Genomic DNA, 13,471 nt, shown 5'->3' on the forward strand with positions numbered 1-13,471 from the left:
GCCCTAGCCCCGCACTTCGTAGCGCGTCGAGCGCACGTAGACGACCGAGGCAATCATGACGAGCACGATCATGAGCACCGAAATGGTTGCTCCCCTCGCGAAATCGTATTCACGGAACGAAAGCTCCCAGGCCCAGTATTGCGCGACGTTGGAGGAATTGGCCGGACCACCCGAGGTGATTGCCGCAAAGAGATCGAACTGCTGAAGCGTGAAGATCAATCCCAGTGCAATGATCGCACCAATGGTTGCGCGCATCATGGGCAGGGTAATGGTCCAGAACCGCTGGAGCGCGTTGGCGCCATCGAGTTCGGCTGCCTCGTAGAGATCGCGCGGTATCGAAGCGAGCCCCACCGACAAAAGGATCATGTTGAAGGACGTGCCAAGCCAGATATTGGCGATGATGACCGCCCAGAGCGAAAAATTGGTGTCCGAGCGCCAGAAGATGTTCCCACCGATCAGGCCGAGTTCACGCAATGCGAAATTGAGTACGCCAAAATCGCCGGCAAAAATCCAGTTCCAGATGGCCCCGACGACGAGACCCGGCATGACCCACGAGACGAGGAACAACCCGCGCAGATAGCCCGAACCCGGAAAATCGAGGGTAAAGAACAACGCCAGCGAAAACCCGATGATGAACTGCCCGACGATGGAGGCCACAATGAAGATCACGGTGTTTTTCATCACCGGCACGAAAATCGGATCCGCAAAAATGGCGCGGTAGTTGTCGAACCCGGCAAATGGACGGGCGAAGGTGCCCAGACTGAAAATGTCGACCTTCTGGAAACTCATCACCACGTTGTAAATGAGCGGCAGCCCGGCGAAAATCATCAGAAAGCCGAGCGCTACGACGACCAGAGCGATGTCGAAGCCCTTTCCATCCCACAAACCCGATATGATGCGCTTCATTTCACAACCTCCGGCTGACGATCCCCGATCGGACAGGGGGAATACCCCCTGTCCGGGCCCTGGGGAGGACCTCCTGCCCCAACACGATGAGCAGGAAGCTCCGGAACGCTCAAGGCGTTCAGTTCAAAATGCCATCAACCGTGGCCTGAGCCTGATCGAGCGCCGCCTGGGCCGACATCTGTCCAGTCAGCGCGGACTGGATCGCCGTCTGGATGGCACGCGAAATCTGCGGCCATTCCGGATGAGGTCCACGCGGCTGGGCGTACTGGAGCTGTTCAAGGAAAACCTTGAGGGCGGCGTCCTTGAGCGCATCGCCGGTCTCAGGCAGGTCCACATCGGCACGCGCCGGCAGCTGGCCCCATTCGGGAAACAACCGGGGGTCCTGGCTCGCGAAGTATTCGAGCGCCTGGAATGCTTCTTCGGGGTGTTTGGACGTGGCAAAGATAGCCCAGTTGAAGTCACCCATAGCTGATGACCGTTCGGCCCCTTCATGAGGGACGGGCAGCAGCGCCACACCCCAGTCGAACTGGGCCTCGGCAAGCATGCGGTTAAGTTCCCAGGGCCCTGAAATCACCATTGCGGCATTGCCCGAGTTGAACGTACCCGTCGAGTCCCATTGCCCACGCGTCAGCGTGTCGGGCGATGCCAGACGTTCATCGAGTATAGTCTTCCAGAGCTCGAGTGCTTCGACGACGCCGGGAGCGTTGAGGTTATCGTAGCCGCCGCCAGCCATTTGCGCCCAGGGGAGAAACTGGAAAGTGCCTTCCTCGTTGGCCCGCGCCGAGAACGCAAGTCCATAGACGTTGTTGGCCGGATCGTTGAGGGTGCGGGCGGTCTCGACGAGTTCATCCCACGTCTCAGGCGGGCTGTCCGGATCGAGTCCGGCGGCACGGAAGAGGTCCTTGTTGTAGTAAAGTGCGATCGTGTTGGTCGCCTTGGGCACACCGAACAGGCGCCCCTCCCACATCACCGAAGCGAGCGGGCCGGGGAAATAGCTGTCCGGATCGATCACATCCGACTCGGCGACCATGTCGGTAATATCGAGAAAAGCGCCGCGCGCAGCAAAAAGCGCATGCTCGGGATTGTCCACGGCGATGATATCCGGAGCCTGGCCGGTAGCGAACGCACGCATGGACTCGCTCACCACGTCATCGAACTGGATTTCGCGGTAGACGACGGTAATGCCGTTATCCATTTCGGAAAATTCACGCGCCAGATTGAGCGCCGGCTGATTTTCGTCATCGAGCGACCACACAGTGATCGTCGTCTGGGCCAACGCCGTACTGGCCATCAGTGCTGAGCCAACGGCAAGCGCCGCCGCTCCCAGTAATCCCCGTACCATTCCCATGTCATCCTCCTCTTTGGGTCTTGGGTTGGTGTCGTGCGTCAGCCGGGCTCCCTTCCCGGCATCACGCCTCTAGACGGGGTCGGGAACGAATGTCCCGCCCCGGCAAGATTTCAGGTAATTGAGCGCATGGACCTGTCCGGTCATCTCGAGCGCATCGCGGTAAACCGGGTCATGCCAGCCTTCGATGTCGATCGACCCTGACCAACCGGCCAGCCGGAGTTCGGAGATGATGTCGGTCCAGTTGGAGTCCCCGAAGCCTGGCGAGCGCATGAAAACGAAAGGATGTTTGCCAAAGATGCCGTGTTCACGGATGACATCCCACCGGATCGTCGCGTCCTTGCCGTGCACGTGGAAAATCTTATGCGCCCACTTGCGGATCTGAGGCAGCGGATCGATGAGATATACCATCTGATGGCAGGGCTCCCATTCGAGCCCGATATGCTCGTCCGGCGTCTCGTTGAAAATCAGCTCCCAGGCGTCGGGGTTATGGGCGATATTCCAGTCACCGGACTGCCAGTTCCCGTCCATTGCGCAGTTCTCGAAGGCGATTTTCACGCCCTTGTCGGCTGCCCGTCGCGCCAGCTCGGACCAGACTTCCCGGTAGCGCGCGAGGCTTTCCTCAAGCGGCTTGCCGCGGACCCGACCTGTAAAACCCGCAACGCATGTCGCACCGAAATGATGCGCATTATCGATGCACTGCTTCCAGCCTTCGAGCGTTTCGAGATCGAGCGGCTTGTCCTCCAGCGGGTTACCGAACATGCCCAGCGTCGAGATCGTGATGTCGCGATCCCCGATGGCCTCGCGGCAGCGCTTGCCCAGTTCGGCAAGGTCCTGCCCCTCCGTGCTCTGCCAGAAATATGGCTCAAAACTCTCGAAGCCCAGTTCGGCGAGCTTGCCAATGGAGGCAGCGGCATTCCCACCATTGCCCTTGACCATCGTTCCGATGCGGATCGATTTCGCTGGATCGCTCACGTCTTATGCTCCCTGATGGTTGATTTCGACCCGAGCCTGGGTCGTAGCGCTCTCGATGGCCGCAAGGACCATGCCGAGGCTTTTGATGTTGTCCGTCCCCACCGTTTCCGGCTGCGTGCCGTTCTCGATGGCCACGAGAAACTCCGCAATCACGCTGGCATGGCCATGCGTCTGGCTCTCGTCGGCCGATGGTGGCACCTCGATTGGCCGCAGATCGCTGAGAAACTTGCCTTCGCCATCGACCACGTGAGCGGTAAACTGCTCGGCGCCGTCCCAAAGCAAAGTCCCGTTGGTACCGATAAACCGCCAGTTGCCCTCCCAACTCGTCGGCGCCCCTTCGGCAGCCCACGAGCCGCGATAGTTGAAAATCACACCATCGGAAAACTCGAAAATCGCGTTGGCCGAAGCCCCTTGCGCGTACCAGGAACCGGCGGGATTGCTCTCCTGCGCATAGACGGCCAGCGGCACCCGTCCCGCCATGAACCTTGCCGCATCGAAGGTGTGTATGGCCATGTCGAGCAAGAGCACATGCTCCATCTCGTCGCGGAATCCGCCAAAGTGCGGCGCCAGGAAGAAGTCGCAATGAAGCGAAGTCAACGTGCCGATCGCTCCGGACTCAAGGAACGCCCTGATCCGACGCACACCTTCAATGTATCTGCGGTTCTGAACGATGGCGTGCACGCGGCCGGCGGCGCGCGCAGCTGCAATGAGCTCGTCCGCGTCTCTCAACGAGACCGCCATGGGCTTCTCGCTCAGCACGTGACATCCGTGAGCGAGGCCGCTCAATACCACGTCTTTGCGTGCCGAGGGGGGCACGACGTCAAACAGAAGGTCGGCCTTGGTTGCCGAGAGCATCGCCTCGAGATCGTTGCCGGTCGCAGCGCTCAGCCCTGCTTCGGCGGCGCGTGTCGCCGCCAGTTCAGCATCGAGGTCCACGAGTCCCACAACCTTGATTTTTTCGCTCAGCGCGGGCACGCGTTTGATCGCTTCGAGCCAGCCCTTCGACATAGCTCCGCACCCGGCCAAAACAGCCGTATATGTCACCTGAAATCCTCCCAGATCGTCTTTGCGGTGCATTACCGCACGCGATCCCGTAAACGTTTACGAGAGTAGCGCCGGCCGATAATCTGTGTCAAGACGATTCCGTAAACGATTACGGAAAAATGTTTCCTGTCCCGTGTGATACGAGCCGGAAACCTGCGGAGGGGAAATCTGGATGGTGGGTATCAAGCGACTTGCGGAGCATCTCGATATTTCCATCGGGACCGTTTCGCGCGCGCTCAATAACCGGCCGGACGTTAACCCAGAAACCCGCCAGCGGGTCCTCGATGCCGCTGCCGCCCTTGGATATGCCCCCAACCAGGCCGGCCGCTCATTGCGCAAGGGCGCTACAGGCGTGGTCGGCTTCATGATGCAAACCGGTTCCGAAATCACCGGCGACGGCGACACGTTCTTCATGAGCGTGTTCGATGGCGTGCAATCGGTCCTCATCCGGCACGGACTGGATCTCGTCGTGCTGCTGTGTTCCTCACGCGAGGATCCGGACGCCTATCTTCGGCGCACCGTGGCCCGCGGATTCGCAGATGCACTGATCATCTCCGCAACGCGACGCAAGGACCCGCGGATCGACTTTCTCGCCAAGCGGGGAATCCCGTTTATTGCGCTAGGCCGGTCCCTCTCAGACGCTGGCCACCCTTGGTATGATCTCGACTTCGAGGGCTTCGCCCGATCGGCGATTGCCCGCCTCACGGCGAGAAGGCACAAGAAAATTGCCCTTGCCGCCCCGGCGGACGATATCAATCTGGGTCACGTCTTCATTGAAGCCGCTCGAACTGCCTTGGCCGATCATGGCCTCCGGTTGCCAGAAGACTATTTGCTGCGCTGCCCTCCGAACGAAGCCGGAGGCTACGTGATGGCGCAAACGATTGCCGGGATGGAAGACCGTCCGACAGCCATGATCCTCGTCAATGAAAAGACTGCGATCGGCTTCTATCGGGGTTTGGGCGATGCCGGCCTGACGCCCGGTAAGGATATTGCCGTCATCGGCTTCCGCGAAAGCCCTCAGGCCAGATTCCTGACACCGGCCCTCACCTCTTATGCAATGGACTTGCACGGCCTCGGAGTCTCGCTCGCCGAAGCCTTGCTCGCGACCATGCCCACATATGAAAAGACCTATCCCCTTGGGGTCGTCCGTCGCATCTGGCCGCATGTTCTGGTCGAAGGTGACAGCGACGCGCCGGCCGCCGACTAGCTGCGCCGACAGATTGGCAGACGGCGCAATGGTCTAGCCGTGTGCTATCGAGAGCCCCGCCGACAGCAGAGGAGCCCAGGCGGGAGTGTTCCCAGCCTGCAGTCGCGCGGCGGCGAGCGCCGCATCGGTATCGGACCGCCGAACATCCTTGTCGAAAAGATTCCGTCTGACTTCTTCGAGGATCACTGGGTGTAACCGCAACACACCACCGACGAACCGGACAGGCGCCTCCCCTGCACGCGCCATTAACGCCTTTGCGAGTTGCGCCAGTTCGGCACCCGCATCCCGCAAAATCGCAAGTGCCGCTTGGTCACCCTCATCGGCAGCAGCGGCCACTGCGACGGCGAGCCCTCCAATACGCCCCCGGTCGCCCGAATAAACGAACTGGCGAACGTCGCTCCAATTGTCTCCGCCAACTTGCCCGAACAGTTTCCGCGCCAGTATTTCAACCGATGCGAACGAACCTTGATGATCGAGGCTCCTGTAGATGCAATCGAGCGCCCTCAATGCGATCCAGCTGCCCGAGCCAGCATCGTCAATGAGGATTCCGCGCCCACCGACCCGCACAATCTGACCCGTCGCTCCGATATGGACTCCGATAGAACCGGTACCGGCGGAAATCAGATGCCCCTCGCCCGGCGTAAAATTTGCAGCGTAGGCGAGAACGATATCGTCCATCAGCATGATGGCATTGGACGGTACATCGAAGATGTCCCCGGCTAGAACCTTCAATTCATCACCAACGGCGGATCCATAGCCCGTAATGCCGGCTGCAAGGCTCGCAACATTCAGCCCCGCCGGTTCGAGGGACCGGGCGATCGTTCGCAGAGCCGTAGAGAGACGCTCCTTCTCCGCCGGATTGAAAAGATGACCGGTGGCACCGTCCGCTTCGCCGCGGGCAACAACCGCACCCGTCGCGTCGCAGACAACCCAGCGGCTGGCCGTACCGCCAACATCGATACCCAGATGAGCCGGACGTGTCATGACGGCACCCCGTTGCGCACGAACGAACGAGTGATTTCGCGGGGGTTGGTAATCATAGTCCCTACAACAACGGCATGGGCGCCGGCCTCGAAGGCTTGGCGAACGAGTAGAGGAGAAGTGTACCGACCTTCGGCCACAACCGGAATCGACAAGCGCGACGCGAGCGATTCGACGAGATCGAGGTCCGGCGTTTCCGGCCTGGACTGTGTGTCTTCGGTATAGCCCGACAGGGTGGTCGCAACGTAGGTTGCACCCCAGTCGGCCGCCGCCAAACCCTCGTCGAGCGTAGCGATATCGGCAAAGACCTCGGCGCCAAGTTCTTCAATGATGCGGCGCACGAGCAACTCAGGCACCTCACCGGCGCGACGACGTGGCGTGCAGTCCAGTGCCACGATCTCGGCACCCGCCGAAACGATCGCCTGGGCAGCAGAGAAATCGGGGGTGATGTAAACCTCATAATCTGCGGAAAACACCTTATGAATGCCGATAACCGGCAATCCCGCCAATTTCACTGCAGCAATGTCATCGGGACCATTTGCGCGGATGCCCACCGCCCCGCCATCTCGCGCCGCGCGCGCCATGGCGCCCATGAACTGCGGCCCGTGCAGTGGATTGTCAGGACGGGCCTGGCAGGAAACGACGAGCCCTTTTCCAAGCCTCACTTCACCGCACCCGAGGTCATTCCGGCGATGAACTGCTTGGAGAGGATGATATAGATAATGATGATAGGTGCCGCCGAGAGGGTCAGGCCAGAGAACAGAACGCCCCAATCGGTCGTATATTCGCCCATGAAGGTTGTGAGGCCCTGCGGCAGGGTCTTGAGATTATCGTTCTGGATAAAGACCAGCGGGAAGAAAAAGTCATTCCAGATCGGTACGACGTTCTGGATACCCGCGATAACCATGGCCGGGCGCACCAGGGGCAGCATGATCGACCACATGATCCGGGCCTCGCTTGCCCCATCCATTCGCGCCGCATCCTCCAATTCGCTGGGCAGGGTGCGAATGAAGCCGGTCATGATGAAGACTGTCGTGGGCAATCCCATCGCCGTATAGACGAAGATCAGGCTGAGCTGATTGTTGAGAATGGAGAGGTCGCGCATAAGCATGAAAAGCGGGATGATGGCCAGCTTCAAGGGAAGCGTCAGTCCCGCCAGGAAGAACATGAGTATGAACGCCGATCCGGTGAACCGATAGCGCCCAATCGCGTAGGCCGCCATTGTACCCAAGGTCAGGATCAGCGCCATCGACGCGCCGGTGACCACAAAGGAATTGAGCAGGTACCGTACGAAGTTGGTCTCAGTCCAGATTTTCACGAAATTCCCGACTTGCGTGAAATCGGGAATGGAGAACGGCGATTGGAATATCTGCGACGTGGACTTGAACGCCGAGAACACCATGATGACGATGGGCGCCAGCATGATGATCGTATTGGCGATAAGAATGATCTGGAGCAGCCCGTCGCGCCCCAACGCTCCGAGCAGGCCCCGGCGCTCATAGTAGTTGGACTCTGCCACCGCGCTCACAGCTGGATCTCCCGCGCCCGTAGCCGCAATGTGATCACCGTCGCAATGGCGGCAATAAAGATGAAGATCAGGACCGCAAGCGCACTGCCGAGGCCGAAATCCTGCTGACCCGCCGACACGTTGCCGAAAGCCGTACGGTAGAAATAGAGCCCGAGAACGTCGGTCGAGCCGAAGGGCGAGCCATCAAGCCCCGCCATGATGTAGGGCAACTCGAACCAGTTGAATGCTCCCACGAAAAGCAGAGTGAAGACGATTGTGGCGCTGGGCGCGACCAGCGGCCAGACAATCTTTGTGATCTTCACCCATTCGCTTTCCGTCTCCATGCGCACCGCATCCAGAATCTCCCCGGGAATGCGCTGCATGCCGGCAAGGAAAACCAGCGTGGGGAAACCCACCATGTGCCAGGCCTGCGCGATGATCAGGGACCAGAGCGCCGTCGAGCTTTGCCCCAGCCATGGCTGCGCCAGCCAACCGAGCCCGATACTCCTCAAACTGATATTCACCACCCCGAACAGCGGGTGGTAGAAAAGCTTGAAAAGATAGGCGACGATGATGGTGGAGAGCACCACCGGCAGGAAAACCGCGACACGATGGAAGCGTGCGCCCGGCAGCTCGCGCCAGAGCGCGTAGGCCAGGATAAATCCCAGCCCGTTCTGCAACACCATCAGCGCGAAAAAGACGATGACGTTGTTACGGAAGGCGTTGAGCGTCCAGCTCCGATAAGGTTCGACAAAGAGAACAGTGTGGAAATTCTCCAGCCCGATGAAGTCGAGACGGCGCAGACCCTGCCAGTCAAAGAAGGCGTAGGCAAAAGCCGAGAGGATCGGGTAGACGATAAACAAGGCAACAAAAGCCAGCGGCGGCACCACGAGCACCGTGATCCAGAGGCCCCGTCCGGTCATCCTGAGCTTTGGCATGGGTACCGCTTAGCGCTTGAGTGCGGGAGAGACGTCCCTCCCCGCGTGCGGGAAGGGATAGAAGGCCAGAGAGTATCAGTTCTGGAAAGGCTCGTACCAGGCGGCAAGTCCGGTGGTCAGGACTTCGCCGATGGCCTCCGGCGTGGTCTCGCCCGCGAACAGCTTCTGCATTTCACCCTGGATCAGCACCGAACCGGAAGGCTCGCCATAGCGGAAATGTGCCAGCATCAGATAGGGAATAGAACTCTGGTTGAGTTCATTGACCTCGGCAAGCAGGGGGTTTTCAAAGGTGACCCCGGGAACCGTCGAGATGTTGCTCAACGTGTTGGCAAACGCTTGGCCGAACTCATGGCTGGCCAGATAATTGAGGAACGTGATCGACGCTTCCTTATGGGTACCCGCAGCATTGGCCGCATAGCCGCCGTCGAAATAAAGGCCAACCAGCTTTTCGTCGTCGGCTGCCAGGCCCGGAGCGGCAAAAACACCGAGCTCAATACCGGGGTTCTGGGACCTGAAGTTGGCCAACTCGTAAGAGCCGCCGATGAACATTGCGGCCATTTCCGAGGAAAAGAGCTGTTGGGCAGAAGGATAGTCCAGGCCGATGAAGCCTTCGGGAAAGTATTCCTGGGCGAGATCGTTGACTGCGGCCAGAGCATTGGTGAAGCGCTCATCGGTAAAGTCGGTCTCCCCGGCCATCAGGTCGTTATAGAAATCCTTGCCCATGAGCGACGACCCGAGGCCGAACGTAACGGTCTCGTTCTGCCATGCTGTCGCCGTACCGTTGGCGAAAGCCATGATGCCAGCGTCCTTGAGCGTCTGGCTCAACGCTTCGAGCTCTGCCCATGTCTGCGGTTCCTCAAGGCCATGGGCATCAAAGATCGCCTTGTTGTAGATGACGAGCTGGGTCTGGCTGGCGAACGGCACGGCATAGATCACCCCGTCCGAACGCATGCTCTCGGCTGCCAGTGCAGGTGCTGCAAAGTCGGCCAGCGCCGGAACCGTGTCGGTCGAAAGAGGCTCGAGATAGCCGGCCGCGGCAACGTTTTCGAGCCCGCCATAGGCGCGGACCATCATCACATCCGGCCCGGTGCCACCGGCGAGAGCGGTGGACAGGATTGTGTTGTAATTGGCAGCCTCAAAGGTCTCGAACTTGACGGTAATGCCGGGATTTGCGGCTTCGAACGTCTCTATGAATTGCTGATAGGCCGCGCGGTCCTCCTGGCGCCAGCTCCAGAAAGTGAGGTCCTGCGTGAACGCCGGAGCGGCCACGAGCACGGCCGCCAGGGCCGCGCCAGTGCGGATAAGATTGGCTTTCATTCTGTGTTCCCTCTCCTTGCAAGGTGTCTTGGCATGGTCTTCTCCCGGAGCCTCATGGCACCAGCCGCCGGCCATCCTCGGCGGAAAAGAAATGCGCGGTACCCGGCGCGAGAGTCACACTGACCCTCTCGTCGGGAGCGAAATCGTCATTGGGAGCGGTACGCGCGGACAAGAGTGTGCCGTCGGCGAGGCGCACGTAGACATAAGCATTGTCGCCCAGATATTCGGTATAGACGACCTGCGCATGGAAACCTTCGCCGCCCTGCCCCCGATGCAGGGACACTGCATCGGGGCGCATGCCGAGCTTGAGCGCTCTCGCATCGAGCTTGGTATCAATCGGCAGAGAGCCGCCATCGGCGATACCCAGACGCGTCCCCTCGCGCGTGACAGTGACAAGGCTCATGCGTGGCGATCCTATAAAGGTGCCCACGAAGGTATTGGCCGGCGTTTCGTAAAGTGCACGGGGCGAACCGACCTGCTCGATCCGGCCCTCGTTCATCACGACGATCTTGTCGGCCAGAGTCATCGCCTCGACCTGATCGTGGGTCACATAGATCATTGTCCCACCGATCTCGCGGTGCAGGCGGGCGATCTCCAGCCGCACGTCCGAACGCAAGGCCGCATCGAGATTGGAAAGCGGCTCGTCGAGAAGGAACACATCCGGCTTGCGTACCAGCGCCCGCCCGATGGCCACACGTTGACGTTGGCCGCCGGACAACTCGCGAGGGCGACGCTTGAGCAGTTCACCTAGCCGCAACATGCGCACAGCCTCGGCGATCCGCCGCTCTACTTCCGCCTTGTCCAGCCCCATGAGACGCGCACCGAACGCCATGTTCTCATAGACGTCCATATGGGGATAAAGCGCGTAGGACTGGAAGACCATCGCGATGCCGCGGCGAGACGGCGCCACATCGTTCATCAGCTTGCCGTTGAGGAAAAACTGCCCGTCGGAAATCGGATCGAGCCCCGCAATCAGCCGCAACAGGGTGGATTTGCCACAACCCGACGGGCCGACGAAAACGACGAACTCGCGGTCACCGATCTCCAGATCGATCCCGTGCAGCACTTCGGTGGTCTTGAAGCGTTTCTTGATGCCGCGAAGCAACAACTGAGCCAAGGCGCCCTCCATAACGGCCGAAAAGGCCCCTCACGCCCAGTCGACACAGGAATACTAAATTCCTAAAAATTCTTCTGTCAAGAATTAATGATTACAATCGGCCTTGCGCCCAGATTCCTGGGGACAGGTAATGGACAAAGGCGCCTTCGCCTAACGCGACTTGAGCACCGTTACGGCGCTTTCGCTGTTATGGATATAATCGTGCGCATCAGCCTGCCGGCGGATGAGCTGGATGAACAGCATGTCCATGAGCATCAATTGCGCGTCGCGCGAGGTAATGGCTGAGGAACGCACCCGCTCCTCGTCGGCCACCGTGAAAAGGTGGATATCGGCCAGATCGAGCAGCGGATTGGGCTGCAGTCCCGTCATCGAAATAACCTTGGCGCCACGCTGCCTCGCAATCTCGACAATGCGCAATGTTTCAAGACTCCTGCCCGAATGGGAAAGCGCCACCAGCACATCCGCTTCATTAAGCCCGGATGCATTCGAAATCTGGATATGACTGTCGCTATCGATCAGCACCATGCGGCCGAGCTTGAGGAGCTTGTAGGAAAAATCCTTGGCCACTAGTGAAGAGGCGCCGACCCCAGCAAGCTGCACTTTTCGCGCATTCACGAGGGCATCGAGCGCAGCATCGATGGTGCTCTCGTTGTTCGCCGCCAGCGTCTCGCGCATCGAAAGCAATTTGCTGCCGATGAGTTTTTGCAGGATCGTTACATAGGAATCGCTGGCCTCGATCGTTCCATGAATGATGCCCCCCGGCGCTTGCCATTCCAATGCCTTGGCCTTGCTGACCGCAAGCTTGAGTTGCTGGTAGCCCCCATAGCCCATCTTCTGGCTAAACTTGACGACGCTCGACTGGCTGCGGCCCGTCACCTCCGCCAGCGCCGCCGAAGACAGGGTCAGCATCCGCTCTGGGTAGTCGATGATGAATTGGGCGATCTGTCGATCAGCCTGGGTCATGGATTCGAGCTTGGCGCTGAGAACTTTCAGGATGGACATGCTTGCTTCCGCGACAGGGGACGTCGGACTATTGCCGATGAGCGCCCGATTGCAACTGCGTTCCACCTCCCGCCTTTCCGCCATGGCCAGGCGGTTACGCGAGGTACCTTTGATATAGGAATACAATATTCCAGGCATCGTTGACATCAGGAATATTCACTTCTAGCATTTAGCCAAGACGCAGAGAACAGGCAACATGGCAAAAAGCACCCTGATCGCAGAACTGGGGCAGCTGGTTTCAGAGGCCCGCAATCCGGACACCATGGAGATCGACCTGATGTCGACTCCGCAAATCCTGGCCGCCATGAATCGGGAGGACGCGCTGGTCTCCTATGCGGTACAAGCGGTGCTTCCCGAAGTCGCAATAGCGGTTGATCGCATCGTCGAGGCCTTCAAGGTCGGCGGGAGGCTGATCTATATGGGCGCGGGCACCAGTGGCCGACTGGGCGTGCTCGACGCCTCCGAATGCCCGCCCACATTCGGCGTACCCGAGGGTATGGTCGTCGGCCTTATCGCCGGGGGCGACCACGCGCTGCGCCACCCGGTCGAAGGGGCTGAGGACGATCCGGACGAGGGCCGGCGGGATCTCGAAAACATAAGTGCGTCGGCGAAGGACGTCGTGGTTGGAATCGCTGTGAGCGGTCGCACACCTTACGTGATTGGGGGCCTTCAGTATGCCAGAAGCGTCGGCGCAACCACGGTCGCGCTCTCATGCAATCCCGGTTCCGTCATTGCCCACATGTCGGATATCGCCATATCCCCGGTGGTCGGTCCCGAAGCCCTCGCAGGCTCAACGCGTCTCAAATCAGGTACTGCACAGAAACTTGTGCTCAACATGCTGACCACGGCCAGCATGATCCGCATCGGCAAGTCATACGAAAACCTTATGGTGGACCTCTCCGTGAGCAATGAAAAGCTCGCCGCTCGGGCCACTCGCATCCTGGTCGAGGTCTCGGGCTGCACACAGGATGAGGCCGAAAGCTATCTCGCCGCTGGCGGCAACAACGTGAAGCTTGCGCTCCTTATGGCGCTGACCGGCATGAACGCAACCGAAGGCGGGCTTGCGCTCAAGGCCACCGATGGCTTTCTGCGCCGTGCGGTCGGGCAAAAGTCCCGCGTCGCAGGCTAACGG

13 protein-coding genes are annotated in these 13,471 nt (G+C 59.9%); 2 read left to right on the plus strand and 11 right to left on the minus strand.

Features of this window, described 5'->3' with window-relative positions:
- Positions 1-3: 3 nt before the first annotated feature.
- From I2G20_RS02510 to I2G20_RS02525, 4 genes are all read right to left on the minus strand, one after another.
- A complete protein-coding gene (locus I2G20_RS02510; protein ID WP_196258089.1) occupies positions 4-906 on the minus strand; it encodes a carbohydrate ABC transporter permease in 903 nt (300 codons plus the stop codon).
- Positions 907-1,024: 118 nt separating this feature from the next.
- Complete coding sequence (locus tag I2G20_RS02515; RefSeq protein WP_196258090.1) at positions 1,025-2,254, minus strand: ABC transporter substrate-binding protein; 1,230 nt, start codon at positions 2,252-2,254, stop codon at positions 1,025-1,027.
- Positions 2,255-2,323: 69 nt separating this feature from the next.
- Positions 2,324-3,226 carry a TIM barrel protein gene (locus I2G20_RS02520; RefSeq protein ID WP_196258091.1) on the minus strand — a complete coding sequence of 301 codons (903 nt, stop codon included), beginning with the start codon at positions 3,224-3,226 and terminating at the stop codon, positions 2,324-2,326.
- Positions 3,227-3,229: 3 nt separating this feature from the next.
- Positions 3,230-4,270 carry a Gfo/Idh/MocA family oxidoreductase gene (locus I2G20_RS02525; protein ID WP_196258092.1) on the minus strand — a complete coding sequence of 347 codons (1,041 nt, stop codon included), beginning with the start codon at positions 4,268-4,270 and terminating at the stop codon, positions 3,230-3,232.
- A gap of 172 nt (positions 4,271-4,442) precedes the next feature.
- Between I2G20_RS02525 and I2G20_RS02530 the strand changes: the two genes are divergently transcribed.
- Positions 4,443-5,477: a LacI family DNA-binding transcriptional regulator gene (locus I2G20_RS02530; protein WP_196258093.1), complete on the plus strand. Its 1,035-nt coding sequence runs from the start codon at positions 4,443-4,445 to the stop codon at positions 5,475-5,477.
- A 33-nt stretch (positions 5,478-5,510) separates the two neighbouring features.
- On the opposite strand, the gene I2G20_RS02535 is transcribed toward I2G20_RS02530, so the two are convergent.
- From I2G20_RS02535 to I2G20_RS02565, 7 genes are all read right to left on the minus strand, one after another.
- On the minus strand, positions 5,511-6,461 hold the full coding sequence (locus tag I2G20_RS02535; protein WP_196258094.1) for an N-acetylglucosamine kinase: 951 nt from the start codon (positions 6,459-6,461) through the stop codon (positions 5,511-5,513).
- The gene (locus I2G20_RS02540) at positions 6,458-7,123 is read right to left on the minus strand and encodes a putative N-acetylmannosamine-6-phosphate 2-epimerase (RefSeq protein ID WP_196258095.1); all 666 of its coding nucleotides are present in this window, start codon (positions 7,121-7,123) and stop codon (positions 6,458-6,460) included. Before I2G20_RS02540 ends, I2G20_RS02535 begins: the two co-directional genes overlap by 4 nt.
- Entirely contained in the window at positions 7,120-7,986 is an 867-nt protein-coding gene (locus I2G20_RS02545) for a carbohydrate ABC transporter permease (RefSeq protein ID WP_343070293.1), read from the minus strand. Before I2G20_RS02545 ends, I2G20_RS02540 begins: the two co-directional genes overlap by 4 nt.
- Positions 7,983-8,903, minus strand: a complete 921-nt coding sequence (locus I2G20_RS02550) for a carbohydrate ABC transporter permease (protein WP_196258096.1) — start codon at positions 8,901-8,903, stop codon at positions 7,983-7,985. The genes I2G20_RS02545 and I2G20_RS02550 overlap by 4 nt, the downstream gene beginning before the upstream one ends.
- 75 nt (positions 8,904-8,978) lie before the next feature.
- Positions 8,979-10,220: an extracellular solute-binding protein gene (locus I2G20_RS02555; RefSeq protein ID WP_196258097.1), complete on the minus strand. Its 1,242-nt coding sequence runs from the start codon at positions 10,218-10,220 to the stop codon at positions 8,979-8,981.
- Positions 10,221-10,272: 52 nt separating this feature from the next.
- Positions 10,273-11,349 (minus strand): ABC transporter ATP-binding protein, encoded by a 1,077-nt coding sequence (locus I2G20_RS02560; protein WP_196258098.1) that lies wholly within the window; start codon positions 11,347-11,349, stop codon positions 10,273-10,275.
- A gap of 138 nt (positions 11,350-11,487) precedes the next feature.
- Positions 11,488-12,339: a MurR/RpiR family transcriptional regulator gene (locus I2G20_RS02565; RefSeq protein WP_196258099.1), complete on the minus strand. Its 852-nt coding sequence runs from the start codon at positions 12,337-12,339 to the stop codon at positions 11,488-11,490.
- Positions 12,340-12,535: 196 nt separating this feature from the next.
- Between I2G20_RS02565 and murQ the strand changes: the two genes are divergently transcribed.
- A complete protein-coding gene (gene murQ / locus I2G20_RS02570; protein ID WP_196258100.1) occupies positions 12,536-13,468 on the plus strand; it encodes an N-acetylmuramic acid 6-phosphate etherase in 933 nt (310 codons plus the stop codon).
- Positions 13,469-13,471: the final 3 nt, after the last annotated feature.

It is taken from the genome of Pelagibacterium limicola (genome assembly GCF_015694405.1).
Lineage (GTDB): Bacteria > Pseudomonadota > Alphaproteobacteria > Rhizobiales > Devosiaceae > Pelagibacterium > Pelagibacterium limicola.

Excerpts from the sequence above, each read along its gene's own strand:
- I2G20_RS02510 (WP_196258089.1), bottom strand. The coding sequence starts at position 906 with ATGAAGCGCATCATATCGGGTTTGTGGGATGGAAAGGGCTTCGACATC.
- I2G20_RS02515 (WP_196258090.1), bottom strand. The coding sequence starts at position 2,254 with ATGGGAATGGTACGGGGATTACTGGGAGCGGCGGCGCTTGCCGTTGGC.
- I2G20_RS02530 (WP_196258093.1), top strand. The coding sequence starts at position 4,443 with ATGGTGGGTATCAAGCGACTTGCGGAGCATCTCGATATTTCCATCGGG.
- I2G20_RS02535 (WP_196258094.1), bottom strand. The coding sequence starts at position 6,461 with ATGACACGTCCGGCTCATCTGGGTATCGATGTTGGCGGTACGGCCAGC.
- I2G20_RS02550 (WP_196258096.1), bottom strand. The coding sequence starts at position 8,903 with ATGCCAAAGCTCAGGATGACCGGACGGGGCCTCTGGATCACGGTGCTC.
- I2G20_RS02555 (WP_196258097.1), bottom strand. The coding sequence starts at position 10,220 with ATGAAAGCCAATCTTATCCGCACTGGCGCGGCCCTGGCGGCCGTGCTC.
- I2G20_RS02560 (WP_196258098.1), bottom strand. The coding sequence starts at position 11,349 with ATGGAGGGCGCCTTGGCTCAGTTGTTGCTTCGCGGCATCAAGAAACGC.
- I2G20_RS02565 (WP_196258099.1), bottom strand. The coding sequence starts at position 12,339 with ATGTCCATCCTGAAAGTTCTCAGCGCCAAGCTCGAATCCATGACCCAG.
- murQ (WP_196258100.1), top strand. The coding sequence starts at position 12,536 with ATGGCAAAAAGCACCCTGATCGCAGAACTGGGGCAGCTGGTTTCAGAG.